Genomic DNA, 23,596 nt, shown 5'->3' on the forward strand with positions numbered 1-23,596 from the left:
GGACTACCCGTTCAATTTGGCTTCCATGCCAGCAGGCGCTGAATTGCCGCTTCTGATGGAATGTTTCAATAGTGAGTTCGACGCTTTTGACGTCAATTAATTGTCGATATCTGTTGGCTATTAAGTTTATGCCAAAGTATTGACCTTCCTGCTGCCATCCTAAACAATCAGCTCTGTAATGTCACATTGATATTTGAGCGGCTGCCACTCTTCCACCGTACGAACCAAGTACTCCTTCGGAAGTTTCCGACATAAGGTCAATCCGGTTGCCATTTTCTAATGCAGCAACGATTTCTGCTGTGATTTGGGACAAGACGTCCCTGGGAAAAAGTTAAATGCGCGCGTCACTGTTTACTGCTCTTCCTTTCGTCCTCGCCACCAGTTTCGTTCAAGCACAGAGCCTGCCAGAGGCCATGCAGAAAGCCCTCGAGGTGCACCCGGAAATTCAGGCCGGGGTTAACAGCCGAATTGCTGCCGACTACCAACTGCGCGCCGCCAAGGGCGGTTACCTGCCGCGTGTCGATGTGCTGGCCGGTTATGGCCGTGAAGGCACCGACAGCCCGAGCACCGGCAACCGCTGGGAAACCCTCAACCGCGGTGAGTCGAGTGTGCGTCTGCGGCAGATGGTCTTCGACGGTTTTGCCACCTCGAGCGAAGTCGGCCGCCAGCAAGCCACCGTCAACTCCCGTGCCTACTCGCTGCTGGGGGCGTCCGAGCGCACCGCGCTGACCGTTGCCCAGGTCTACCTGGATGTCCTGACCCGTCGCGAGATGGTCCGCCTGGCAGAAGACAACCTGCGCAGCCACGAACGCATCTACGACCAGATCAAGCTGCGCACCGCCCGTGGCGTCGGCCGCCTGGCTGACCTTGACCAGGCCGAAGCGCGTCTGGCCCAGGCGCGCAACAACCTGATCACCGAGCAGACCAACCTCGCCGATGCCAAGACCAACTACCTGAGCGTGGTCGGTCAACTGCCGGACGAGTTAAGCAGCCCTGCGCCGTTTGTCGACCTGTTGCCAGCCAACCTCGACGAAGCCCGTCAGCAGATGGTCGAGAGCAGCCCGATCCTGCGCTCGGCGGAGTCCGATATCGCAGCAGCGGAGAAACAATACGAAGCGGCAAAGTCTACTTTCTATCCGCGTTTTGATGCAGAACTCGGACGGACGGCCGATAACGATCTGGATGGCATGAACGGCCACAACAACGAATGGCAGGCTATGCTGCGCATGAGTTTCAACTTGTACGCCGGCGGCAGTAACAAGGCCGACCTGGAATCCAAGTCGTACCTGACCAACCAGGCGCTGGACATTCGTAACAATGCCTTGCGCCAGCTCAATGAGGAGCTAGGCCTGGCATGGAATGCTATGGATAACGCCAATGCGCAGTTGCCGATCGCCCAGCAATACGTCGATCACAGCAACAGTGTGCGCACCGCCTACCAGAAGCAGTTCAGCCTGGGCGAACGTACCTTGCTAGACTTGCTCGACAGCGAGAACGAACTCTTCACCGCGCAGCGTCGGCTGACCGAAGTGAAGAACATCCAGCTGTTTACTCAGTACCGAATCAAAGCGACCATTGGTCAGCTGCTCAAGAGCCAGGGTGTTGTCGCACCGATGGCCACCGTGGTGCAGAACGACCTTAAACCGAAAGTGAACCTGCCAGGCATGAACTGAGGTTCACTGTCATAGCCAACCGCAACCGTTAAGAGAGCCCGCGTGGAATCAGAAGTCAGTCGAGTCCAGCTCAGCCATGATCCCCGCAGTCAGCACGACGACCCGCTGCTGGACAGCCTGCTGTCTCTCTGCGTGCTGCACCAGAAGCCCGCCAGCCGGGCCATGCTGACCACCGGCCTGCCGTTGCCGGCCCAGCGCCTGAGCCCGGAGCTGCTGCCACGTGCGGCAGCCCGTGCCGGCCTGCAGGGCCGCTTGCTGCAACGCAAGCTGGAGCAGATCCCGAGCATTGCCATGCCGGCCATGCTCCTGCTCAAGGACGGTCGCAGCACGGTGTTGCTGGGGTGGGAGAACGACGACACCGCGCGCCTGTTGCTCAGCGAGAGCGACGGCGGCGAGGTGCATGTCAGCCGCGAAGCCCTGCAGAGCGACTACAGTGGTCGGGTGTTCTTCGCCCAGCCGCAGCACAAGTTCGACGTCAATCACGGCAACCTGATCCCGCGGGCGCGCTCCTGGTTCCGTGACACCCTCAAGCGCAGCCGCTGGCTGTACATCGACGCCATCGCCGCAAGCCTGGTAATCAACCTGATCGCCCTGGCCGCGCCGCTGTTCGTGATGAACGTCTACGACCGCGTGGTGCCCAACCAGGCCACCTCGACCCTTTGGGTCCTGGCCCTGGGTATCTCCGGCGCCTACATCTTCGACCTGATCCTCAAGGGCCTGCGCAGCTTGTGCCTGGACCTGGCCGGGAAGAAGACCGACCTGATCATCTCCGCCACGCTGTTCGAGCGCATCGTTGGCATGGCCATGAAATACCGGCCGGCAAGGGTCGGCAGCTTTGCCCAGAACATCCATGAATTCCAGGGCCTGCGCGACTTCCTCGCCTCGTTGACCCTGACCAGCCTGATCGACCTGCCGTTCACCCTGTTGATCCTGCTGGTGATCGCCATCATTGGCGGGCACCTGGTGTGGATTCCAATCATCGCCTTCCCGCTGGCCCTGGGCATCGGTTATGCCCTGCAGAAACCGCTGGTGGCGACCCTTGAACGGACCATGGCGCTGGCCTCCGAGCGCCAGTCGAGCCTGATCGAGACCCTCGCCGGGCTCGATGCGGTCAAGGTCAACAACGCCGAAAGCGAACGCCAGTACATGTGGGAGCAGACCATCGGCACCCTCAGCCGCCTCGAGCTGCGGGTCAAGGTGCTCTCTGGCCTGGCAATGAACATCACCCTGCTGATCCAGCAACTGGCAGGCGTGGCGCTGATCTGCGCCGGCGTCTACCAGATCATGGCTGGCAACCTGAGCATGGGCGGCCTGATCGCCTGCTACATGCTCAGTGGCCGCGCCCTCGGCCCGCTGGGCCAGCTTTCCGGCCTGCTGACCCGTTACCAGCAAGCCAAGGTCACCATGGTCTCCACCGACCAGATGATGGAGCTGCCGCAAGAGCGCAACTTCGAAGAACGCCCGCTGAGCCGTCAGGTGCTGCAGGGCGCCATCGAGTTCCGTGGCGTCGATTTCACCTACCCGAACCAGCAGAACCTGGCGCTCAAGGGCGTCAATGTGGCGATCCGCCCCGGCGAGAAAATCGGCATCATCGGCCGCAGCGGCTCGGGCAAGAGCTCGCTGGCCAAGTTGATCGTCGGTCTCTACGAAGCCGATGCCGGCTCCTTGCTGGTCGATGGCGTGGACATCCGCCAGATCGACGTCAGCGAACTGCGCCACAACATCGGCTACGTGCCCCAGGATATCCAGCTGCTGGCCGGTACCCTGCGTGACAACCTGGTCAGCGGTGCCCGCTACGTGGAGGACGAAATGGTCCTGCAGGCTGCCGAGTTGTCCGGGGTGCATGAGTTCGCCCGGCTGCACCCGCAAGGTTATGAGCTGCAGGTCGGCGAGCGTGGCCAGAACCTGTCCGGTGGCCAGCGGCAGAACGTCGCCCTTGGCCGCGCCTTGCTGCTCAACCCGCAGATCCTGCTGCTCGACGAGCCGACCAGCGCCATGGACAACACCGGTGAAGAACGCCTCAAGCAACGCCTGCAAGCGGTCATCGAGAACAAGACCGTGGTCCTGGTGACTCACCGGGCCTCGCTGTTGTCACTGGTCGACCGCCTGATCGTTGTCGATCGCGGGCAGATAGTCGCGGATGGCCCGAAAGCCGCCGTCATGGATGCGCTGAAGAAGGGGCAGATCAGTGTTGCTTAAGTTGGATATGGGCCAGATCAAGGACAGCCTGCGCAAGTACTTCAAGGGTTCCGAGTCGCTCAGCGGGCAACCGTTGCCGGAGGTCAACAAGGCACTGATCGAAGATGCCCCGCGCATCGTGCGCCTGACCATCTGGGGGGTGCTTGGCTTCTTCCTGTTCATGGGCCTCTGGGCCAACTTCGCCATTATCGACGAAGTGACCCGTGGCGAAGGCAAGGCGATCCCGTCGTCCAAACTGCAGAAAATCCAGAACCTGGAAGGCGGCATTGTCGCGCAGATCTACGCCAAAGAAGGCGAGATCGTCGAAGTGGGCGACCCGTTGCTGCGCCTGGACGACACCCGCTTTGTTTCCAACGTCGGTGAGACCGAGGCGGACCGCCTGGCCATGGCCCTGCGCGTCGAACGCCTGAGCGCCGAGGTCGAAGACCGGCCGCTGAAGATCGACGCCGAAATCCGCAAGGCCGCGCCGAGCCAGGCCGCCAACGAAGAATCCCTTTACCAGAGCCGCCGCCAGCAGTTGCAGGACGAGATCGGCGGCCTGCAGGAGCAACTGGTGCAGCGTCAGCAGGAACTGCGCGAGTTCAGCTCCAAGCAGGGCCAGTACCGCAACAGCCTGCAGCTGTTGCGCCAGGAGATCAGCATGTCCGAGCCGCTGGTGGCCCAGGGCGCGATCTCCCAGGTGGAAGTGCTGCGCCTCAAGCGTGCCGAAGTGGAGAACCGTGGCCAGCTGGACGCCACCTCGCTGGCGATTCCGCGCGCCGAATCGGCGATCAAGGAAGTCGAGCGCAAGATCGACGAGACCCGCGGCAAGTTTCGCAGCGAAGCCCTGACCCAACTCAACGAGGCGCGCACCGACCTGAGCAAGGCCCAGGCCACCGGCAAGGCCCTGGACGACCGGGTCAACCGTACCCTGGTGACCTCGCCGGTGCGCGGTATCGTCAAGCAGCTGCTGGTCAACACCGTGGGTGGGGTGATCCAGCCGGGCAGCGACCTGGTCGAGATCGTCCCGCTGGATGACACCTTGCTGGTCGAAGCGCGCATCCGCCCGCAAGACATCGCCTTCCTGCACCCGGGGCAGGAGGCGATGGTCAAGTTCACCGCCTATGACTTCACCATCTACGGCGGCTTGAAAGCCAAGCTCGAACAGATCGGTGCCGACACCATCACCGACGAAGACAAGAACACCTTCTACGTGATCAAGCTGCGCACCGAGCGCAGCCACCTGGGGACCGACGACAAGCCGCTGTTGATCATCCCGGGGATGGTCGCTTCGGTGGACATCATCACCGGCAAGAAGAGCGTATTGAGCTACTTGCTCAAGCCGATCATCCGCGCGCGTGCCGAAGCGCTGCGCGAGCGCTAAAAGCATCGCTGGCAAGCCAGCTCCCACAGTTGGACTTTGTGGGAGCTGGCTTGCCAGCGATGAGGCCCTGAAGCTCACCATATGCTTATGCTCTAAAGATATTTAAATTCTATCCCTTATGACTTTATAGTCATTCCCCTGCGTACCTGCCGACCAATCGGCGCGCCGCACGACCGAACCAACACGGAACACCGTGAGTTTCTGATCGATGCGCGCACCTTTGGGCGCGCTCTGCGTGGGAGTGAATCATGTCAGCGGCCTCTAACGCCTTGTCGTCCATCGACAGCGCACAGCAGCAAGCCTTCGAAATCCTGCCGTTCAGCGGTGCCGTCGGCGCCGAGATCATTGGCCTGGATCTGAGCAAAACCGTCAGCGGCGAAGATTTCACCCGGATCCACCGGGCTCATCTCGACCACCATGTGCTGGTGTTTCGCGACCAGCGCATCAGCCCCGAACAACAGATCGCCTTCAGCCGCCGTTTTGGTGAGCTGCAGATCCACGTGCTCAAGCAGTTCCTGCTCGCCGGCCACCCGCAAATCCTCATCGTCTCCAACATCGTCGAGAACGGGCAGAACATTGGCCTGGGCGACGCCGGCAAGTTCTGGCACTCGGACCTGTCGTACAAGGAGCTGCCAAGCCTGGGCTCGATGCTGCATGCCCAGGAGTTGCCCAGCGAAGGCGGCGACACCCTGTTCGCCGACATGCACAAGGCCTGGGACGGCCTGCCCGAGGCCCTGCGCAAAGCCGTTGAAGGCCGCAGCGCCGCGCATTCCTATACCGCTCGCTACAGCGAGACCAAGTTCGAAGGCAACTGGCGCCCGACCCTGACCGCCGAGCAACTGGCGCAGGTTCAGGAGGTGATTCACCCGGTGGTGCGCACCCACCCGGAAAACGGCCGCAAGGCGCTGTTCGTCAGCGAAGGCTTCACCACCCGCATCGTTGGCCTGCCTGAAGACGAAAGCCGGCAGCTCCTTGCCGAGCTCTACGCCCACAGCGTGCTCGAGCAGAACATCTACCGCCACCAATGGCAGCCCCATGACCTGGTGTTCTGGGACAACCGTTCATTGATTCACCTGGCCAGCGGCTGCCCTGCGCACCTGCGCCGCAAGCTGTACCGCACCACCATCCAGGGCGATGCCCCGTTCTGATCTTTCGAGGAGTACAGCATGCGCAAATCAATCAGCCGCCTGGCGGCCAGTATCGGCCTGGGTGCCAGCCTGCTTGCCGGCAGCCTGGTGGCACCGGCCACGGCCCAGGCCGAAGGTGAAATCCGCATTGCCGAACAGTTCGGCATTGTTTACCTGCTGCTCAACGTGGTGCGCGATCAGAACCTGATCGAGAAGCATGGCAAGGCGCAGGGCATCGACATCAAGGTCGATTGGACGCAGCTGTCTGGTGGCGCCGCGATCAACGACGCCTTGCTCTCCGGTTCGGTGGATATCGCCGGCGCCGGCGTCGGCCCGCTGCTGACCATCTGGGACCGCACCCAGGGCCGGCAGAACGTCAAGGCCGTGGCCTCGCTGGGCAACTTTCCCTACTACCTGGTCAGCAGCAATCCCAAGGTGAAGACCATCGCCGACTTCAGCGAGAAAGACCGCATCGCCCTGCCGGCGGTGGGCGTCTCGGTGCAGTCGCGGTTCCTGCAGTACGCCGCTGCCAAGCAGTGGGGCGACAAGGAATACAACCGCCTCGACAAATACACCCTGGCCGTTCCCCATCCTGATGCCACCGCGGCCTTGCTGGCCGGTGGCACCGAGCTGAACGCGCACTTCTCCAACCCGCCGTTCCAGGATCAGGTACTGGCCAACAAGGACGTGCACGTGGTGCTCAACACCTACGACCTGCTCGGCCCGAACTCGCCGACCGTGTTGTTCGCCACCGAGAAATTTCGCAACGACAACCCCAAGACCTACAAAGCTTTCGTCGATGCCCTGGCGCAAGCCGCCGAGTTCGCCCAGAACGACAAGGCCGCCGCAGCCGACACCTACATCCGCGTGACCAAGGCCAAGATCGACCGCGAGGCACTGCTGAAGATCATCGACAACCCGCAGTACGAATTCAGCGTGACGCCGAAGAACACCTATCCGCTGGCTGAATTCCTCTACCGCGTGGGCGCGATCAAGCACAAACCCGAATCCTGGAAGGACTACTTCTTCCAGGACGAGAAACCGCTGCAAGGGAGCTGAGCCGGATGAACACCCCATTGCCAGGCCACACGGTCAGCAAGCTGAGCAGCGTCGCAACGCCGCCGCTGCTGCAGGTGGATAACCTAAGCCTGGAGTACCGCACCGCGCAGCGCATGGTGCGGGCTACCCACCAGGTCAGTTTCGAAGTGGACAAGGCCGACCGCTTTGTCCTGCTCGGGCCCTCGGGTTGTGGCAAGTCGACCCTGCTCAAGGCGGTGGCCGGCTTCATTGAGCCCCGGGAAGGGCAGATCCGCTTGCAGGGCCAGGCAGTGCAGGGCCCGGGACCGGACCGCATCGTGGTGTTCCAGGAGTTCGACCAGCTGCCGCCGTGGAAAACCGTCAAGCAGAACGTGATGTTCCCGCTGCTCGCTTCCGGCACGCTCAAACGCAAGGAGGCCGAAGCGCGCGCCTTGCACTACCTGGAGAAAGTCGGCCTGGCCGGCTTTGCCGACGCCTATCCGCATACCCTGTCGGGCGGCATGAAAGCCCGCGTGGCGATTGCCCGGGCGCTGGCCATGCAACCGAAGATCCTGCTGATGGACGAACCCTTCGCCGCCCTCGACGCCCTGACCCGGCGCAAGATGCAGGAAGAGTTGCTGCTGCTCTGGGAAGAGGTGCGTTTCACCTTGTTGTTCGTCACCCATTCGATCGAAGAAGCGCTGGTGGTCGGCAACCGCATCCTCTTGCTGTCGCCGCATCCGGGCCGGGTACGCGCCGAGATCCACAGCCACCAGTACGACCTGCAGAGCCTGGGCGCCAGCGACTTTCAGGCGTCGGCGCGGCGCGTCCACCGCTTGCTGTTCGACGACGATGCCCAGGTCGAGCACGACCCGGCCTTGGGCTTCGCCGACATTCGCATTGCCTACTGACCGGGAGTCTCACCATGACCACAACTGTTACGCCGCGTCAGGAATACGAAGTTGTCCTCGAACCGCTACTGAGTGTCCCCGTAGAGCGCGAACTGCCGCTGGGTCAGCGCCTCTGGCAACAGGGCTGGCTGCGCAAGGGCCTAATCCTGATCCTCCTGGCCCTGGCCTGGGAAGCCATCGCCCGCTACCAGGGCAACGAACTGCTGCTGCCGAGCTTCCTGCAGACCGCGGCAGCCCTGTATGACGGCCTGCTCAGCGGCGAGCTGCCGGCCAAGGTCGGCGTGTCGCTGGTGGTGCTGCTCAAGGGCTATCTGCTGGGGATCGTCCTGGCTTTCGGCCTGACCAGCCTGGCGGTGTCGACCCAGTTCGGCCGCGACCTGCTCAGCACCCTGACCTCGATGTTCAACCCGCTGCCGGCAATTGCCTTGCTGCCATTGGCGCTGCTGTGGTTCGGCCTGGGCGACAACAGCCTGATCTTCGTGTTGGTGCATTCGGTGCTCTGGGCCCTGGCGCTCAATACCTACGCGGGCTTTCTCGGGGTGTCGGAGACCTTGCGCATGGCCGGTCGCAACTATGGCCTGCGTGGCTTGCGGCTGGTGGTGCAGATCCTGATTCCGGCGGCGCTGCCGTCGATCCTCTCGGGCCTGAAGATCGGCTGGGCCTTTGCCTGGCGCACACTGATCGCCGCCGAACTGGTGTTTGGCGCCACCAGCGGCAAGGGCGGGCTGGGCTGGTACATCTTCCAGAACCGCAACGAGCTGTACACCGACAAGGTGTTCGCCGGGCTCGCAGTGGTGATCCTCATCGGCCTGCTGGTCGAAAGCCTGGTATTCAACACCCTGGAGCGTATTACCGTGCGCCGCTGGGGCATGCAGCGCTGACAGGCTCAGGCCGATCGATACTGCGCGGCGGCATTGTGGAGGGTTTCGGCAATCTGCTGGCGCAGGCTCAGGGGCTGCTCGACGATCAGCCCGTCGCCCTGGCTCAGTAGCCACCAGCGCAGCTGCCAGCTGTTGCTGACGGTGGCCCGTAGGCGGTGGCCATTCTCCAGCGGGGTCAGGTGCATGTCCGCCGACAGCGGCGTTTCGCGCACCAGGCGGGCGAGGTTGTCGCTGATCCAGGCCTGCAGCTCGATCTTGTCGCTATCGCCGAACTGCAGGGCATCGCTGCGCAGGTAGGCCTGCAGATCGAAGGCATGCAGGCCTTCGGTCGGGCTGTCGAGAATGTGCAGCTTGCGAAAGCGATGCACAGCGAACTGGCGAATGTCGGTACAGGACGCGGCGCTGGCAATCAGGTAACTGACCTGGCCGCGCTGGATCAGCGCCAGCGGGTTGAGGGTCAGTTCGCTGAGCGTGTCGTTGTGAGCCGAGTAGTACTGGCAGTGCAACTGGTATTCCTCAAGCAGCGCGTGTTGCACGGTCTCGAGGATGCTGTCGGGCACTTCCGGTGCCTGCATGTTCATGTCCGGGCGCACGCTGGCGACCTTGTCCAGCCAGCGCGCCACCTTGTTCGCCCCCGACAGGTGTTCGAGCTTTTGCCGGGCATGGCTGAAGCGCGGGTCCAGCACTTTCAGCATGCTCCCCGGCAACAGCGGGCGCACGGCCTCTTCCACCAGCGCCAGGCTCAGCGCCTCGCTGACACTGATACCGCGTAGCTCGATGCAGGCGTTGGCCGCCCAGTGCCAGCCATAAGGGATGCTCTTGTCGTTGCGTTCCAGCGGGAAGATCAGCGACAGCTCATTGAGGTCGCGCTCGATGCTGCGCTTGCTGATGGAAAAACCTGCGTCCTGCAGGCGGCCTACCAACTCGGCACTGGTAATCCCCGGCGAGCGGCTGGGCAACTGGCGCAGCAACTCCCATTGGCGGCTGAGGGTGGCACGTGTCGTGGCAGAGGGCAAAAGGCGGCGTCCTTGTCTAGGCTTGCGGTTGTAGCATGGCGCCAGCGCGGTGATATGGCAATTAGCCATTTATGTATCCAGATCAAGGATGAAGCAGTTGAGTGCCCTAACTGAATTGTTCGCGACAGGTTTTGTCGTGACCGTGCGCAGAATCACGCCTCATCACTCCCGCTGTTGGATCTGTGGGTAGTTCAATGAGGACGAACATGTCAGCTGCCAGCAACATTTACCCACTGCTTGAGCGCCTGTTGCCCGAGCGGATCATCCCTGCGCCTGGTCGGCCCGGCCGCCTGCAGCGGTTGTACGCCGGGGTCGGCATGCCCAGCCAGCGGGCAGCGCTGGGCGAGAGTTTCAGCCTGATCAGCCGCCTGGATGAAGCCGCTGACCTGCAGGCGGTGTACGACGACCTGCGTGCCCAGGCCCTGGAGGGCAACGTCGGTGCGCTCAATGACCTGGGCTGGATCTGGCTCAACGGCAAGTACTGGCGCGCCGACCCGACCTTGGCCGGGCATCTGTTGCGCATGGCGGCCCTGCAGGGCAGCGCTGCTGCCTGGTTCAACCTTGGCCAGCAGCATTACTTCGGCAAAGGCGTCGAGGTGGCCTACGCCAGCGCGGCGGAGTATTACCAGCAGGCTTTCGAGCGTGGCTTGGAGCATGCCGCCGCCGCCCTTGGCGACCTCTACGAGGAAGAAATCTGTGACAGCGACAGCCAGGAATGGCAGGTCGACCTGCAGCAGGCCTATCGCTGGTTTCTACGTGGCGCCCAGCGCGGTGACGCCCGTTGCCGCTTCGAGGTTGGCTACCGGCTGCTGCATGGGCTGACGGTCAACGTCGACACCAAAGCCGCGGTGTACTGGCTGGAACTGGCCGCTGTGGCCGGGGTGATGCAGGCTGCCGAAGCGTTGGCGCTGCACTTCAGCGAGGTCAACAACGCCCTGCGTTATCTGTTCTGGCGCGAGCAGGCGATCAGCCTGGGCAGCAAGCTGGCGCTGAACATGAAGCTGGACGATCAGCTGCAACCTTGAACATGACGTCTGTCAGCCACTATTGACGGCAGGGGCGGTGATCGAAGAATATTGATAGTTAGCAAACTATGAATATAGCCACGAACCTCCCTTCATGACCCTCGACGCACTGCAACTCAACATCAGCAGCGGTATGGTGGTGGCTGGCCGACACTGGCGGCGCATCTGCCAGGCGACTCTGGCCGGCTACGGCATTTCCGAAGCCTGTGCGATGCCACTGCTGATGATCGTGCGCCTGGGCGATGGCGTGCACCAGGTCGCCGTAGCGCAAGCGGCAGGGCTTGAAAGCCCGTCGCTGGTACGCCTGCTCGACCAGCTGTGCACGGCCGGCTTCGTCTGCCGCACGGAAGATCCGCTCGACCGCCGGGCCAAGGCACTGAGCCTGACCGCCAGCGGCCGGGTGCTCGCCGAAGCCATCGAAGGCGAACTGGTGCGCCTGCGCCGTGAAGTGCTGCAGGGCATCGACGAAGCCGACCTGCTGGCCACCCTGCGCGTGCTGCGCGCCTTCGAAGAGGCTGCCCAGCGCACCCCGGGCGTGCCGACGTGAACGGTTTTTTCAGCTCGATGCCGCCTGCGCGCGACTGGTTCTACGGCGTGCGCACCTTTGCCGCTTCGATGATCGCCCTGTACATCGCCCTGCTCATGCAGCTGCCGCGGCCTTACTGGGCCATGGCCACGGTGTACATCGTCTCCAGCCCATTCGTCGGGCCCACCAGTTCCAAGGCCCTGTACCGGGCCATGGGCACCCTGCTCGGCGCCGCCGGGGCGGTGTTCCTGGTGCCGCTGCTGGTGCAGACACCGGTACTGCTGACGGTTGCCGTGGCCTTGTGGACCGGCACCTTGCTGTTCCTCTCGCTGCACCTGCGCACCGCCAATAGCTATGCGCTGATGCTTGCCGGCTACACCTTGCCGATGATTGCCCTGCCGGTGGTCGACGAGCCGCTGGCCGTATTCGACATTGCCTCGTCACGGGCCCAGGAAATCTGCCTGGGCATTGTCTGTGCGGCGGTGGTCGGGGCGATCTTCTGGCCGCGGCGCCTGACCCCGGTGCTGGTCGGCGCCACCGGCAACTGGTTCAACGAGGCGATTCGCTACAGCGACACCTTTCTGGCCCGCGAAGCCAGCGCCGAGAAAGTCGGCGGTCTGCGTGCCTCGATGGTCACCACCTTCAACTCGCTGGAGCTGATGATCGGCCAGCTGTCCCATGAAGGCGCCCGCCCGCAAACGGTAAAGAACGCCCGCGAGCTGCGCGGGCGGATGATCCACCTGCTGCCGGTGATCGATGCCCTCGACGACGCCTTGCTTGCCCTCGAAGGCCGCGCCCCGGCCCAGACCAAGCAATTGCAGCCGTTGCTGGGCGAGGCCCGTGCCTGGCTGCAAGGCACCGCACAGGATGCATCGCCGGCGCGCTGGTCTGCTCTGCGTGGGCAAATCGAACACCTGCAACCGAGCGCTGTGTCCCTTGACCAACGCGCCTCGCTGCTGCTGTCCAACGCGCTTTATCGCCTGGCCGAGTGGGTCGATCTGTGGCAGGACTGCTGCAGCCTGCAGCACGCTATCCGCAATGAAGACCTGTCGCCGTGGCGCGCGGTCTATCGGCACTGGCGCCTGGGCCGGCTGACGCCATTCTTCGACCGTGGCTTGATGCTCTATTCGGTGTTCTCCACCGTCACCGCGATCATTGCCGCCACCACGCTGTGGATCCTGCTTGGCTGGAGCGACGGTGGCAGCGCGGTGATTCTCGCTGCCGTGGCCTGTAGCTTCTTTGCCGCCATGGACGATCCGGCGCCGCAGATCTACCGCTTTTTCTTCTGGACCTCGTTGTCGGTGCTGTTCGCCAGCCTTTACCTGTTCCTGGTGCTGCCCAACCTGCATGACTTCCCGATGCTGGTACTGGCCTTCGCCGTGCCGTGCATCTGCGTCGGCACCTTGACCGTGCAGCCGCGCTTCTACCTGGGCACCTTGCTGACCATCGTCAACACCGCCTCGTTCATCAGCATTCAGGGTGCCTACGACGCCAACTTCCTGACCTTTATCAACGCCAACCTGGCCGGGCCGGTGGGCTTGCTGTTCGCCTTTATCTGGACCCTGGTGGTGCGCCCGTTCGGCGTCGAGCTTGCGGCCAAGCGCCTGACCCGTTTCAGTTGGCACGACATCGTCGGCATGACCCAGCCGGCGACCCTGGCCGAGCATCGGCGCCTGGGTGTGCAGATGCTCGATCGGCTGATGCAGCAACTGCCGCGCCTGACCCAGACCGGACAGGACACCGGCACCGCGCTGCGTGACCTGCGCGTGGGCCTGAACCTGCTCGACCTGCTGGCCTACATGCCTCGGGTCGGCGCACACCCGCGCCAATTGCTGGGGCGGGTGGTGGAGGAGGTGGGTGAACACTTTCAGGCCTGCCTGGATGCCCGTCGTCGCCTGCACGCTCCCGAGGTGTTGCTGCAGAGCATGGAGCGCGCCCGCCGCGCCCTGAACCTTAATGACCTGGCCGATAGCGCCGAAGCCCGCGTGCACCTGCTGCATGCCCTGAGTGGTTTGCGCCTGGCGCTGTTGCCAGGTGTCGAGGTGGTGCTGGAACCATCCGACGATCAGCCACAACTGCCCTACGGCATCGATGGAGCACCGCTGTGATCGGAGATCTGGATATCAGCGGGGTGTTCCTGCCCACGCTGCTGGTGATGATGGTGCTCACCTACCTGGTGTTCCTCGCTGTGCACGCGCTGCTCAACCGGGTGCACTTCTATCGCCTGGTCTGGCACCGGGCGCTGTTCAACGTTGCGCTTTACGCCGTGCTGCTCGGCACGGTCGACCACTTTTGCCGAAACCTGATGCTGCCATGAAAAAACCCTTGTTGACCCTGGGCCGCGTGGTCCTGACCCTGCTGGTAGTGACGCTGGCGACCGTACTGGTCTGGCAGATGGTCATGTACTACATGTTCGCGCCCTGGACCCGTGACGGTCACATCCGTGCTGATGTGATCCAGATTGCCCCGGATGTTTCCGGCTTGATCCAGCAGGTCGAAGTGCGCGACAACCAGGTGGTCAAGCGCGGTGACGTGCTGTTTACCATCGACCAGGACCGCTTCCACCTGGCCTTGCGCCAGGCCCAGGCGACCCTGGCCGAGCGCAAGGAAACCCTGGCCCAGGCCCAGCGTGAAGCCCGGCGTAACCGTGGCCTGGGCAACCTGGTGGCGCAGGAGCAACTGGAAGAGAGCCAGTCGCGCCAGGCCCGCGCCGAATCGGCCCTGGCCGAAGCCCAGGTGGCGGTGGATGCCGCGCAACTGAACCTCGACCGCTCGGTGGTACGCAGCCCGGTCGATGGCTACCTCAACGACCGCGCGCCACGTGCCCACGAATTTGTCAGCGCCGGTCGGCCAGTGCTGTCGGTGGTCGACAGCGACTCCTACCACGTCGATGGCTACTTCGAGGAAACCAAGCTGGCCGGCATTCACATCGGCCAGGCTGTGGATATCCGCGTGCTCGGCGACAGTACCCGCCTGAGCGGGCGGGTGCAGAGCATCGCCGCCGGTATCGAGGACCGCGACCGCAGCAGCGGCGCCAACCTGCTGCCCAACGTCAACCCGGCGTTCAGCTGGGTGCGGCTGGCCCAGCGGATCCCGGTGCGCATTGCCTTCGATGAAGTGCCGGCGGACTTTCGCATGATCGCCGGGCGTACCGCGACGGTGTCGATCCTTGAGGGCCGCGGGCAATGAAACGGCTGTCGCTGCTTGGCCTGAGCCTGCTGCTGTCGGCCTGTCAGATGGTCGGGCCGGATTACCACGTGCCCAAGGACGCTGCCATCCAGCGCGCCGACCTGCAGGGCGAACTGCGCCAGGACGCCAACAGCGTGGTCTCGGCGCCTGTGCCCAAAGACTGGTGGCACCTGTACCAGGACGAGCGCCTCAATGAGCTGGTGCGTCTGGCCCTGGCCGCCAACACTGAACTGCGCGTAGCGGCAGCGAATATCGCCAAGGCCCGTGCCCAGGTCGAAGAAGCCGAGGCCCAGGGCGGCCTCAATGGTGGCGTGAAGCTGGGCGCCCAGCGTTTGCAAGAGTCTGGCGAGGCGTTCCTGCTGCCAGAGAAGGTGCCGGTGGCCAACATTGGTGAGGCGATTATCAGCGCTTCCTACCAGTTTGACCTGTGGGGCACCCTCAAGCGTGGCGTCGAGGCCGCCCAGGCCAATGCCGATGCGACCCAGGCTGCCGCCGATACTGCGCGCATCACCCTGGTGGCGGATGTGGTCCGCGCCTATACCCAGGTATGCGCGGCCAACGAGGAATATCACATCGCCCATGAGTCCCTGGGCCTGCAAGAACAGAGCGTGACCCTGACCCAGCGCCTGCGCGACGCCGGTCGTGGTGACGAAACCCAGGTGACCCGGTCGCAGACCCAGTTCAAATCCCTGCGCGCCGAGCTGCCGCGTTACCAGGCCGCGCGTGAAGCGGGCCTGTACACCTTGTCGATGCTGTTGGCCAAACCGCTCAATCAATTGCCGGCCGGCACGGGCGATTGCGCCGAGTTGCCGCATATCGCCCAGGTCCTGCCGGTGGGTGATGGCGCGGCGCTGCTCAAGCGCCGCCCGGATATCCGTCAGGCCGAACGCAGCCTGGCGGCGGCCACGGCGACCATTGGCGTGGCCACTGGGCAGTTGTATCCAGACATCAGTATCGGTGCCCAAGTGGGCACTATCGGTATTCTCGACAACCTGGGGGAACCTGCGACCAACCGCTGGGGCTTCGGCCCGCTGCTGACCTGGACGGTGCCGACCAACGGTTCGCGAGCGCGCATTCGCGCGGCAGAAGCTTCGACCCAGGCGGCGCTGGCGCATTTTGATGGGGTGGTGCTCAATGCCATTCGTGAAACCCAGACCAGCCTTGCGCAATACAGTGCTTTGCTGGAGCGCCGTGATGCCCTGGCTGATGCCGAGCGTTCGGCGCAATTGGCGGCGGATCAGACCCACCGCTTTTATCAGGCCGGGCGCGAGTCGTTCCTCGCCGACCTGCAGGCAACCCGCACCTACACCGACATGCGCGCGCAGCTGGCGGCGGCCAATACCCAGGTGGCGATGGGGCAGATTGGGTTGTTCCTGGCGTTGGGTGGCGGTTGGTAAGAGCGGCAAGGCTGCGCCGGCAAAGCCAGCTCCCACAGGGGCCGGCGTCAACAGATCCTTTGTGGGAGCCGGCCTTGCCGGCGATTGGCGACTTCACTTATCCACAAGCCCCTTGAGCATCTCGATCGGCAACGGAAACACGATCGTCGACGACTTGTCCCCGGCAATAGTGCCCAGGGTCTGCATGTACCGCAGCTGCATCGCGCCCGATTGGCGGCCGAGCATTTCCGCTGCCTGCATCAGTTTCTCCGACGCCTGCAGCTCACCTTCGGCATGGATTACCTTGGCCCGCCGCTCCCGTTCAGCCTCGGCCTGACGGGCAATGGCGCGGATCATCGACTCATTGAGATCGACGTGCTTGATCTCGACGTTGGCGACCTTGATGCCCCAGGCATCGGTCTGCGCATCCAGCACCTGGCGGATGTCCAGGTTCAGCCGCTCGCGCTCGGCCAGTAACTCATCCAGCTCATGCTTGCCGAGCACCGCGCGCAGGGTGGTCTGCGCCAGTTGGCTGGTGGCCATGAGAAAGTCTTCGACCTGGATGATCGCCTTCTGCGGGTCAAGCACGCGAAAGTACAGCACCGCGTTGACCTTGACCGAGACGTTGTCGCGGGTGATTACATCCTGCGGCGGCACATCCAGCACCACCGTGCGCAGGTCGACCCGGACCATCTGCTGGATCCCCGGGATCAGCAACACCAGGCCCGGGCCCTTGACTCGCCAGAAGCGTCCGAGCTGGAACACCACGCCACGTTCGTATTCGCGCAGGATGCGGAATGCCGCCAGCAACAGCACCGCCAGCAGTGCCAGCAATGCGCCAAAGCCCAGTTCGAAAAACATCTCAGTCTCCTTGCGCCGGTGCTTCTGCTTCGGCGCTGACGTCCAGTAGTACGCCCTTGCGTGTAATCACCCGGACGCGTTGCCCCACCTGCAGTGGCGTCTGGCATTGGGCCTGCCACTGCTCACCCTGCACCTGCACCGAGCCGATGAACGGGTCGCTGTCATTGACCGCCATCACTGTCGCCAGGCTGCCCACCAGCCCGGCATCACCGCTGACCAGCGCGCGCTTGCGCGCCTTCATGGCCATGCCCAAGACACCGCCGAGCAGCAGCGCCGAGAGCAGCGCGAGGGTCAGGATCAATGCCAGGGGGATGCCGAAGCCGGGCACATCGGTGTCCATCAATATCACCGCGCCGACCACGAACGCGACGATGCCGCCAAAGCCGACCACACCGAAACTGGGCAGGAACGCCTCGGCAATCATGAAGGCGATACCGAGCATGATCAGCGCCGCCCCGGCATAGCTCACCGGCAATAGCTGCAGGGCATACAGAGCGACCAGCAGGCAGATGCCGCCGATCACCCCGCCCACTCCGGAGCCGGGGCTCATGAACTCGAACATCAGCCCGTAGATGCCGATCATGATCAGGATCAGCGCCACGCTGGGGTTGGTGATCACCGCCAGTAGGCGCGTGCGCCAGTCCGGCTCGCGTTCGATGATCGCCACATTGGCCGTATGCAACTGCACCGGCTGGCCAGCGGCTTCCAGGCTCTTGCCGTCGAGTTGGCGCAGCAGGTCGGGGAGGTCGTTGGCGATACGGTCAATGACTTTCAGGCGCAGGGCTTCGTTGGCGGGCAGGCTCACCGATTCGCGCACCGCTTGCTCCGCCCAATCGGCATTGCGCCCGCGCAGTTGTGCCAGGCCGCGAATGTAGGCGGCGGCGTCGTTGATCTGCTTGCGGGTCAGGGTGTCCTGCTCACTGTTCGGCGCTTGCTTGTCGCCGGTGGGCGAGGCGGGCGGTGCGGCTGGGTCCTTGGGCGTGCCCGGCAGGCCGCCGATCTGTACCGGCGTGGCGGCGCCAAGGTTTGTGCCCGGGGCCATTGCCGCCACGTGGCTGGCATAAAGGATGTAAGTGCCGGCGCTGGCCGCGCGGGCGCCACCGGGCGCGACGAAGGTCGCGACGGGTACGGGGCTGGCGACAATCGCCTTGATGATCGCGCGCATCGAGCTGTCGAGCCCGCCCGGGGTGTCGAGGCGGATGACCACCAGTTGCGCCTGCTGTGCCTTGGCCTGTTCCAGGCCGCGTACCAGATAGTCGGCGCTGGCCGGACCGATGGCACCGTCGATACTCATCACCAGCACCGGATTGCCGGGCGCAGCCACGCCGCTCGTCAGGGCGCTGAGCATCAGTAGAAGCAGCAGGTGCCGACACCAGCGAGCGATCACCTGAATTCACCCGGGCAGTGCGTGTCCAATAAGTTTAGTCGGCTGCTTGATGCAGCACGGCCTAAACTTCAGAAGTGGGGGCGTTGTATCCGGAGGTGCATCATGCGTATGGCAAAAACCCTGCAGCAATGCCTGGACAAGGCCGGCTGCGACTATGAAATCGTTTCTCATCCGCACTCATCAACCAGCCTTGAGTCGGCGCGTACCGCCGGCGTACCTGCCGAGCGGGTGGCCAAGTCGGTCATGCTCGACGACCGCCGGGGCAATTACCTGATGGCCGTGCTACCGGCTAACCGTCACCTGGACATGAGCAAGGTGCGGGCCACCGGACCCTGGCAAATGACCCATGAAAGCGGCTTGCCACATCTGTTCGGCGACTGCGAACGTGGTGCCATTCCGGCGTTGGGTGATGCTTACTCGATCAAGATGTTGCTCGATCCGACCCTGACCCGTCAGGGGGATATTTATGTCGAGGCAGGCGATCACGATCACCTGATCCACATGAACATGACGCAGTACCTGAAACTGGTGCCAAACGCCGAAGTGCGTGAGGTTTGCTGATGATCAACCCACTGCCAGGCTGGCGTCGTGGATGCCCGGCCTGGCCCCAAGGAGTGACCCATGGAAGCACCAAACCACAAGTTTTCCGAATTGTTCAAGCAACTGGGATTACCTGACGATCCGAAGGGGATTGATCAATTCATAACCAGTCATTCGCCGCTAAAAAGCGATATCAAGCTGGTCGATGCGACGTTCTGGACCTCAAGCCAGCGAGCGTTTCTGAAAGACAGTATCGACGAAGATGCCGACTGGGCGGTGATGTTCGACCAGCTCAACGAGGCGCTGCGGCGTCCTAGAAAATAAACGCTGAGCGGCACATCTACCGGTGAACGGCGTTGCTATGCTCAGGAAAAAACAACAAGGGGATAGCGCCAATGAAAGATCCCTATGCCGCCGGTTTCTGGTGTGCCGTGACTGCCCTGGGCCTGCTGACCGTCGGTTATTTCTACGGAATCAAACAGACCCACCAGCTGGGCCAGGCACTGGTGTTTCTCTATGCCGCCGGGGGCGTGATCGGTGCGTTGGCGCTGACCGCGCTGGCCTGGATTGGCTGGCAGCAATTGCGCGTGAGCAAGCGTCAGTTGGCCCAGGGCCGAACGCTGGTCGCGATCTGGAACACCAAGGTTGCCTTGCGCCGGGTCGAGACGGTGTTCGACCGCTATTTCTGGGGCAGCTACTGGCAGCCCGGACGCACCTTTCAGGAGGTGATGGGCGAGCTTGAAGGCACGCCGCTGGAGCAGAGCCTTGAAGCCCTGAAACGCCAATGCCGCGAGCTTGATCGCGAAACCCATGACCGCCGCCACTGGCTGGACAACGCCCGCGAGCTCTCGACCGTGGCCACCGCCATGGCCCGGGAACGTTATCAACTGGACTTGTGCGACTCGCAGCAAAGCAGCGGTCGTGGCGCCGCCGTGCTCAATCGCGACCTGGAAGTGCTGGTATACACCTGGTCGGCGCGCTTGCGCAGCTTCGACCACCAGCTCGACGAGCTGGAGGGCGAATACCGCTGAGCGCGCAGCGAATCAGTCGCCGCGAATGTACTGTTCCAGCTGCAGGATCATGTTGGCCTGTTCAGCGATGGCTTCCTTGACCAGGTCGCCAATCGACAACAGGCCGAGCAGTTCGCCGTTCTCGACCACCGGCAAGTGGCGCAGGTGACTGTTGGTCATCATGTTCATGCAGTATTCGACGTTCTGGTGCGGGTCGACGGTAATCACCGGCGCACTCATGATCGCACTGACGGGAGTGCCCACCGAACTGCGGCCCTTGAGCACCATCTTGCGCGCGTAGTCGCGCTCACTGACGATCCCCACTACACGCCCGTCCTGCACCACCGGCAGGGCACCGACGTTCTTCTCCGCCATCAACCTCAGCGCATCGAGCACCATGTGGTCGGGGCCGATGGTGTGAACCTGGTGGTGCTGCTGGGCTTTTGTTTTTAGAAGCTGTGCCACGGTTTTCATAGAGGCCTCTGCGATGCTGGGAGTGGGTGACGGCAGATAGCTAAAGAATCGTGTACAGATCGCTGCAGGGCAAGGGCGAAAGCGGCATCGATGTGATTGAAAAACGTCATGGGCGCAAAAATGCAAAAGCGGCCAATGATGGCCGCTTTGCTTTGAGACTCGATCATTCCGTGATCAAGCGATACCTTTCGGGTTTTGGCCGAAACGGTTCGGGCCTGGCTGGCTGTCCTGGCACAGGAAGATCAGGTTGACGATCGGGAGCAGCAGCCACCAGCCGCTACGGTCGGTGTCGTGCATGCGTCGAACGCCTACGGCGATGCCCGGAATCAGCAGTGCCAGGCTATACAGGTTGGAGAGGATGGCACCGGTACCGGCCACGCGGTCGATAAAGCCCAGCACCATGGCCACCAGGATGTTGACCAGGAAGAACATCCAGTATTCCTTGCGGCGCGCGCGGCCGGAGAACACGGCGTATTTCTTCAATACTTCAAAGTACCAGATGCCAGTCGGCGCAGGTGCGGCGGTCACAGGTGCTGCAGCAGCTTGCGGTGCACCACACGCCGGGCAAGCCAGGGCGCTGCTGTGGATTTCCTTGGCGCAGCCACGGCAAAAAACCATACTCATTTGTTGTCCCTTACATTAATTAACTGATAGTCCGATATACACAAACAGTGAAATACCCGACAAAGTCGCACCGGCAATTGCCATGTTGCTTCCCGGCTTTTTGTTGACGATGCTGAGCGTGCCCAGGATCAACCCGGTCAGCGCAAACAGGCCTAATCCCAACAGAGTGTTACGGTCCCAATCGGAGTCGTCGAACAGTGAAAGCCCGCAGAGGATGCCGAGGATCAGCGAAGTGATGCCCATCCAGGGCGAGGGTTGGCTGGCAGGTTGCGAGGTGGCGGGGAGATACTGAGGGGCGCCGCACTGTGGGCAGCTGGGTGCCGTTTCATGGATTTCCTTGGCACAACCGCGGCAAAAAACCATTGCCATGACAATTCCTTTTGATCGTTTCTGCTTGCGTGTGTGCAGCAGAAGTCGGCGGGGAGTTTACCAAATATTTCATAGGTGGCGTAACAGTGGCAGCGCCCTGCTGAACCCCAAAGGATTTAACAGGGCGCGATACGTCAGCTCTTCTGCACGATCACCTGGCTGTTCAGGTCATTGAGCATGGCGTCCAGGGTTGGCTTCATCTTCTCGAAGTCCTTCACGCTGCACACCGCTTTCGGGTTGTGGAAGTCCAGGCGGCGCTTGACCACCAGGCTGTTGCCCTGCAGGGCATACTCGGCGCTGTAATCGAAGTGCTTGTCCTTGAGGGTCACAGGTTTGGGCGCGGCGATGATCTTGACGTCGGCCGGGAACTCGAAGCGTGCCTGTTCTTCGGTGATACCGGAGATACAGGTGAAGTCCTGGGTACGCTGCTTCTCGGCGATGAAGCCGAAGACGTTCTGGGCGATGCCGCCGGCCAGGCTGGTCAGGGTCGGCACGCCGATCGGGCCGGGCAGGTTGACCAGGTTTTCACTGCGACCGTTGATGTGCATCTCGAAGGCGCCGCTGGTTTCCAGGTCATCGCTGCTGATCTTGCCGCTGCCACGCTGGCCGTAGGCGGCGAGGATGCGCTGGGTCAGCAGGTCGCGCTCGGCCGGTTGCATGTTGCGCATCATCCAGCGGTTCATCTCGGCGGCCCAACCGTCGATCTTCGAGGCATGCGTGAAGTCGGCGGCGCCGCTGCTGGCCACGGTATACGTGGTGCTGTTGTGCACCAGGCCTGGCTGGGTGGCCGGGGTGTGGCCGAGCTTGCCCGAGCGGGCCAGCACGGTAGGCTTGTCCAGCACCGGGGCTGGCAGATAGCCGCTGGCGATGGCTTCGGCAGTGGAGTCCAGGTACAGGTCCAGGCTCGGCACGTAGGTGACCACGTGGTTGATCACACCCAGGGTTGGCACCTTGGGCAGGGCGTAGGCACTGCCGAGGTTGATCAGGGCCGGGGTGCTTTCAATGTTGACCGCGGCCAGCAGCGCTTCGAGCAGGGCTACGTGGTCTTTGCAATCGCCATAGCGGTTGCTCAGCACGGTGTCGGCAGCATGCGGCACGACGCCGCCCGCGCCGATGTACACCGCCACGTAGCGGATATTGCGGCGCACCCAGTCACCCAGGGCCAAGGCCTTGTCGCGTGGGTCATCGATCTTGGCTGTCAGCTTCTCGGCCAGCTCGCGGATGGCCGGCGTGACTTCGCTGTTGGCCCGCGCCGCGTAGGCTTTGGCGAATTCGCTGTAGTCAGCAAAGGTGGACACGGCCAGGTACTTGCCGTAGTCCGAGTAGGCTACCGCGCCCAGTTCTGTACGAGCGTTGTCACCCTGTACATAGTCCCACTGGTAAACCTTGCGGCCGGCCTCGGCCTTGGGGCTGGATGCCTTGAAACCCTTGGCCTCGGCATTGAGCTTGAGGTTCTTCGGCAGGTCGTAGATCAGGGTGAACTGTTTGGTGGGGTGGAACTGCGGCATCGCCAGGTCTTCGAACTGGCCGGGGAACAGCGGGGTCTTGCGCTGCTTCTTGAAGCTCAGCACCAGGCGGTCGCCGACTGCCACTTCCGGGAAAATCACCACCTTGACCAGGCTGTCGTGGAACATTGGCGCCTGGGATGACTGGCGTTCCTGTTGCTCCTTGATCTGCTCTGGGCTGACCACGACCTTGCGGCCGTCCGGCTTCTGAGTGTAGGCCTGGGTAACTTCCAGGGTTTCCAGCGTGCGGTTGTAGTACAGCGATTGCTGGGCCTTGGCCTGGATCGCGCGTTCTTCGTTGATCAGCAGGACCAGGTCCTGGGTGGAGGCGTAGCTGCCGTCTTCGGCAACCACGGTGCGTAGAATGTCCTTTTCGATGGTGACGGAGGGGTCGGTACCGTCGTCCTTGGCCTGTGCCATGTTCAAGGCGAACAGACAGCACAGCATCCCGACCCACCGGGCCGGGGTCAAAGCGAACCGCTTCATAAAGATCCTTCTTGCTGGTGTATTCCAGGGGGCCTGA

At 63.0% G+C, this 23,596-nt stretch carries 23 protein-coding genes; 16 read left to right on the forward strand and 7 right to left on the reverse strand.

Annotation, left to right across the window (positions count from 1 at the left end):
* The first annotated feature begins 335 nt into the window (after window positions 1-335).
* The 7 genes from KHO53_RS11245 (at window position 336) to KHO53_RS11275 (ending at window position 9,171) form a co-directional block, all read left to right on the forward strand.
* On the forward strand, window positions 336-1,673 hold the full coding sequence (locus tag KHO53_RS11245; protein ID WP_010222062.1) for a TolC family outer membrane protein: 1,338 nt from the start codon (window positions 336-338) through the stop codon (window positions 1,671-1,673).
* A 42-nt stretch (window positions 1,674-1,715) separates the two neighbouring features.
* Window positions 1,716-3,872, forward strand: coding sequence for a type I secretion system permease/ATPase (locus tag KHO53_RS11250; RefSeq protein WP_010222063.1), 2,157 nt, complete (start codon window positions 1,716-1,718; stop codon window positions 3,870-3,872).
* Between the two features lie 7 nt (window positions 3,873-3,879).
* Entirely contained in the window at window positions 3,880-5,235 is a 1,356-nt protein-coding gene (locus KHO53_RS11255; RefSeq protein WP_174242313.1) for an HlyD family type I secretion periplasmic adaptor subunit, read from the forward strand.
* A gap of 248 nt (window positions 5,236-5,483) precedes the next feature.
* Entirely contained in the window at window positions 5,484-6,383 is a 900-nt protein-coding gene (locus KHO53_RS11260; RefSeq protein ID WP_213570301.1) for a TauD/TfdA dioxygenase family protein, read from the forward strand.
* Window positions 6,384-6,401: 18 nt separating this feature from the next.
* Complete coding sequence (locus KHO53_RS11265; protein WP_100782582.1) at window positions 6,402-7,421, forward strand: ABC transporter substrate-binding protein; 1,020 nt, start codon at window positions 6,402-6,404, stop codon at window positions 7,419-7,421.
* 5 nt (window positions 7,422-7,426) lie between these two features.
* Window positions 7,427-8,290: an ABC transporter ATP-binding protein gene (locus tag KHO53_RS11270; protein ID WP_213570302.1), complete on the forward strand. Its 864-nt coding sequence runs from the start codon at window positions 7,427-7,429 to the stop codon at window positions 8,288-8,290.
* 14 nt (window positions 8,291-8,304) lie between these two features.
* The gene (locus tag KHO53_RS11275) at window positions 8,305-9,171 is read left to right on the forward strand and encodes an ABC transporter permease (RefSeq protein ID WP_213570303.1); all 867 of its coding nucleotides are present in this window, start codon (window positions 8,305-8,307) and stop codon (window positions 9,169-9,171) included.
* 5 nt (window positions 9,172-9,176) lie between these two features.
* Here the strand turns inward: KHO53_RS11275 and KHO53_RS11280 are convergent, their stop codons facing one another.
* Window positions 9,177-10,187 carry a helix-turn-helix transcriptional regulator gene (locus KHO53_RS11280; protein ID WP_010222070.1) on the reverse strand — a complete coding sequence of 337 codons (1,011 nt, stop codon included), beginning with the start codon at window positions 10,185-10,187 and terminating at the stop codon, window positions 9,177-9,179.
* Between the two features lie 206 nt (window positions 10,188-10,393).
* Here KHO53_RS11280 and KHO53_RS11285 point away from each other — a divergent pair, with 206 nt between their 5' ends.
* The 6 genes from KHO53_RS11285 to KHO53_RS11310 all read left to right on the forward strand — a co-directional run bounded on the left by KHO53_RS11285 (window position 10,394) and on the right by KHO53_RS11310 (window position 16,324).
* The gene (locus KHO53_RS11285) at window positions 10,394-11,212 is read left to right on the forward strand and encodes a tetratricopeptide repeat protein (protein ID WP_010222072.1); all 819 of its coding nucleotides are present in this window, start codon (window positions 10,394-10,396) and stop codon (window positions 11,210-11,212) included.
* A 94-nt stretch (window positions 11,213-11,306) separates the two neighbouring features.
* Window positions 11,307-11,759, forward strand: a complete 453-nt coding sequence (locus tag KHO53_RS11290) for a MarR family winged helix-turn-helix transcriptional regulator (RefSeq protein WP_010222074.1) — start codon at window positions 11,307-11,309, stop codon at window positions 11,757-11,759.
* On the forward strand, window positions 11,756-13,846 hold the full coding sequence (locus KHO53_RS11295; RefSeq protein WP_213570304.1) for an FUSC family protein: 2,091 nt from the start codon (window positions 11,756-11,758) through the stop codon (window positions 13,844-13,846). The genes KHO53_RS11290 and KHO53_RS11295 overlap by 4 nt, the downstream gene beginning before the upstream one ends.
* Window positions 13,843-14,055 (forward strand): DUF1656 domain-containing protein, encoded by a 213-nt coding sequence (locus tag KHO53_RS11300; protein ID WP_010222076.1) that lies wholly within the window; start codon window positions 13,843-13,845, stop codon window positions 14,053-14,055. The genes KHO53_RS11295 and KHO53_RS11300 overlap by 4 nt, the downstream gene beginning before the upstream one ends.
* Complete coding sequence (locus KHO53_RS11305) at window positions 14,052-14,927, forward strand: efflux RND transporter periplasmic adaptor subunit (protein WP_213570305.1); 876 nt, start codon at window positions 14,052-14,054, stop codon at window positions 14,925-14,927. Before KHO53_RS11300 ends, KHO53_RS11305 begins: the two co-directional genes overlap by 4 nt.
* Window positions 14,924-16,324 carry an efflux transporter outer membrane subunit gene (locus KHO53_RS11310; protein WP_036995348.1) on the forward strand — a complete coding sequence of 467 codons (1,401 nt, stop codon included), beginning with the start codon at window positions 14,924-14,926 and terminating at the stop codon, window positions 16,322-16,324. Before KHO53_RS11305 ends, KHO53_RS11310 begins: the two co-directional genes overlap by 4 nt.
* 93 nt (window positions 16,325-16,417) lie before the next feature.
* On the opposite strand, the gene KHO53_RS11315 is transcribed toward KHO53_RS11310, so the two are convergent.
* Together KHO53_RS11315 and KHO53_RS11320 are read right to left on the reverse strand one after the other, a co-directional pair.
* Complete coding sequence (locus tag KHO53_RS11315) at window positions 16,418-17,164, reverse strand: slipin family protein (RefSeq protein ID WP_010222080.1); 747 nt, start codon at window positions 17,162-17,164, stop codon at window positions 16,418-16,420.
* Between the two features lies 1 nt (window position 17,165).
* Window positions 17,166-18,551, reverse strand: coding sequence for an NfeD family protein (locus tag KHO53_RS11320; protein ID WP_036995349.1), 1,386 nt, complete (start codon window positions 18,549-18,551; stop codon window positions 17,166-17,168).
* 102 nt (window positions 18,552-18,653) lie between these two features.
* Between KHO53_RS11320 and KHO53_RS11325 the strand changes: the two genes are divergently transcribed.
* The 3 genes from KHO53_RS11325 to KHO53_RS11335 all read left to right on the forward strand — a co-directional run bounded on the left by KHO53_RS11325 (window position 18,654) and on the right by KHO53_RS11335 (window position 20,122).
* On the forward strand, window positions 18,654-19,112 hold the full coding sequence (locus KHO53_RS11325) for an aminoacyl-tRNA deacylase (protein ID WP_010222082.1): 459 nt from the start codon (window positions 18,654-18,656) through the stop codon (window positions 19,110-19,112).
* Window positions 19,113-19,172: 60 nt separating this feature from the next.
* Window positions 19,173-19,415, forward strand: coding sequence for a DUF2789 domain-containing protein (locus KHO53_RS11330; RefSeq protein WP_213570306.1), 243 nt, complete (start codon window positions 19,173-19,175; stop codon window positions 19,413-19,415).
* Between the two features lie 71 nt (window positions 19,416-19,486).
* Window positions 19,487-20,122, forward strand: coding sequence for a hypothetical protein (locus tag KHO53_RS11335; protein WP_010222084.1), 636 nt, complete (start codon window positions 19,487-19,489; stop codon window positions 20,120-20,122).
* A gap of 12 nt (window positions 20,123-20,134) precedes the next feature.
* On the opposite strand, the gene KHO53_RS11340 is transcribed toward KHO53_RS11335, so the two are convergent.
* The 4 genes from KHO53_RS11340 to KHO53_RS11355 all read right to left on the reverse strand — a co-directional run bounded on the left by KHO53_RS11340 (window position 20,135) and on the right by KHO53_RS11355 (window position 23,559).
* Complete coding sequence (locus KHO53_RS11340) at window positions 20,135-20,575, reverse strand: CBS domain-containing protein (RefSeq protein WP_010222085.1); 441 nt, start codon at window positions 20,573-20,575, stop codon at window positions 20,135-20,137.
* Window positions 20,576-20,749: 174 nt separating this feature from the next.
* On the reverse strand, window positions 20,750-21,199 hold the full coding sequence (locus KHO53_RS11345) for a DUF805 domain-containing protein (protein ID WP_010222087.1): 450 nt from the start codon (window positions 21,197-21,199) through the stop codon (window positions 20,750-20,752).
* Between the two features lie 15 nt (window positions 21,200-21,214).
* Window positions 21,215-21,568: a hypothetical protein gene (locus KHO53_RS11350; RefSeq protein WP_010222088.1), complete on the reverse strand. Its 354-nt coding sequence runs from the start codon at window positions 21,566-21,568 to the stop codon at window positions 21,215-21,217.
* Window positions 21,569-21,702: 134 nt separating this feature from the next.
* A complete protein-coding gene (locus tag KHO53_RS11355) occupies window positions 21,703-23,559 on the reverse strand; it encodes a DUF3857 domain-containing transglutaminase family protein (RefSeq protein WP_213570307.1) in 1,857 nt (618 codons plus the stop codon).
* Between the last annotated feature and the right edge of the window lie 37 nt (window positions 23,560-23,596).

Source organism: Pseudomonas sp. RC2C2 (assembly GCF_018390435.1).
In the GTDB taxonomy this organism is placed as follows: Bacteria; Pseudomonadota; Gammaproteobacteria; order Pseudomonadales; family Pseudomonadaceae; genus Aquipseudomonas; species Aquipseudomonas donghuensis.

Excerpts from the sequence above, each read along its gene's own strand:
- KHO53_RS11340 (WP_010222085.1), bottom strand. The coding sequence starts at position 20,575 with ATGAAAACCGTGGCACAGCTTCTAAAAACAAAAGCCCAGCAGCACCAC.
- KHO53_RS11345 (WP_010222087.1), bottom strand. The coding sequence starts at position 21,199 with ATGAGTATGGTTTTTTGCCGTGGCTGCGCCAAGGAAATCCACAGCAGC.
- KHO53_RS11355 (WP_213570307.1), bottom strand. The coding sequence starts at position 23,559 with ATGAAGCGGTTCGCTTTGACCCCGGCCCGGTGGGTCGGGATGCTGTGC.
- KHO53_RS11270 (WP_213570302.1), top strand. The coding sequence starts at position 7,427 with ATGAACACCCCATTGCCAGGCCACACGGTCAGCAAGCTGAGCAGCGTC.
- KHO53_RS11265 (WP_100782582.1), top strand. The coding sequence starts at position 6,402 with ATGCGCAAATCAATCAGCCGCCTGGCGGCCAGTATCGGCCTGGGTGCC.
- KHO53_RS11310 (WP_036995348.1), top strand. The coding sequence starts at position 14,924 with ATGAAACGGCTGTCGCTGCTTGGCCTGAGCCTGCTGCTGTCGGCCTGT.
- KHO53_RS11275 (WP_213570303.1), top strand. The coding sequence starts at position 8,305 with ATGACCACAACTGTTACGCCGCGTCAGGAATACGAAGTTGTCCTCGAA.
- KHO53_RS11350 (WP_010222088.1), bottom strand. The coding sequence starts at position 21,568 with ATGGCAATGGTTTTTTGCCGCGGTTGTGCCAAGGAAATCCATGAAACG.
- KHO53_RS11260 (WP_213570301.1), top strand. The coding sequence starts at position 5,484 with ATGTCAGCGGCCTCTAACGCCTTGTCGTCCATCGACAGCGCACAGCAG.
- KHO53_RS11245 (WP_010222062.1), top strand. The coding sequence starts at position 336 with ATGCGCGCGTCACTGTTTACTGCTCTTCCTTTCGTCCTCGCCACCAGT.
- KHO53_RS11330 (WP_213570306.1), top strand. The coding sequence starts at position 19,173 with ATGGAAGCACCAAACCACAAGTTTTCCGAATTGTTCAAGCAACTGGGA.
- KHO53_RS11315 (WP_010222080.1), bottom strand. The coding sequence starts at position 17,164 with ATGTTTTTCGAACTGGGCTTTGGCGCATTGCTGGCACTGCTGGCGGTG.
- KHO53_RS11290 (WP_010222074.1), top strand. The coding sequence starts at position 11,307 with ATGACCCTCGACGCACTGCAACTCAACATCAGCAGCGGTATGGTGGTG.
- KHO53_RS11255 (WP_174242313.1), top strand. The coding sequence starts at position 3,880 with ATGGGCCAGATCAAGGACAGCCTGCGCAAGTACTTCAAGGGTTCCGAG.
- KHO53_RS11325 (WP_010222082.1), top strand. The coding sequence starts at position 18,654 with ATGCGTATGGCAAAAACCCTGCAGCAATGCCTGGACAAGGCCGGCTGC.
- KHO53_RS11305 (WP_213570305.1), top strand. The coding sequence starts at position 14,052 with ATGAAAAAACCCTTGTTGACCCTGGGCCGCGTGGTCCTGACCCTGCTG.
- KHO53_RS11335 (WP_010222084.1), top strand. The coding sequence starts at position 19,487 with ATGAAAGATCCCTATGCCGCCGGTTTCTGGTGTGCCGTGACTGCCCTG.
- KHO53_RS11285 (WP_010222072.1), top strand. The coding sequence starts at position 10,394 with ATGTCAGCTGCCAGCAACATTTACCCACTGCTTGAGCGCCTGTTGCCC.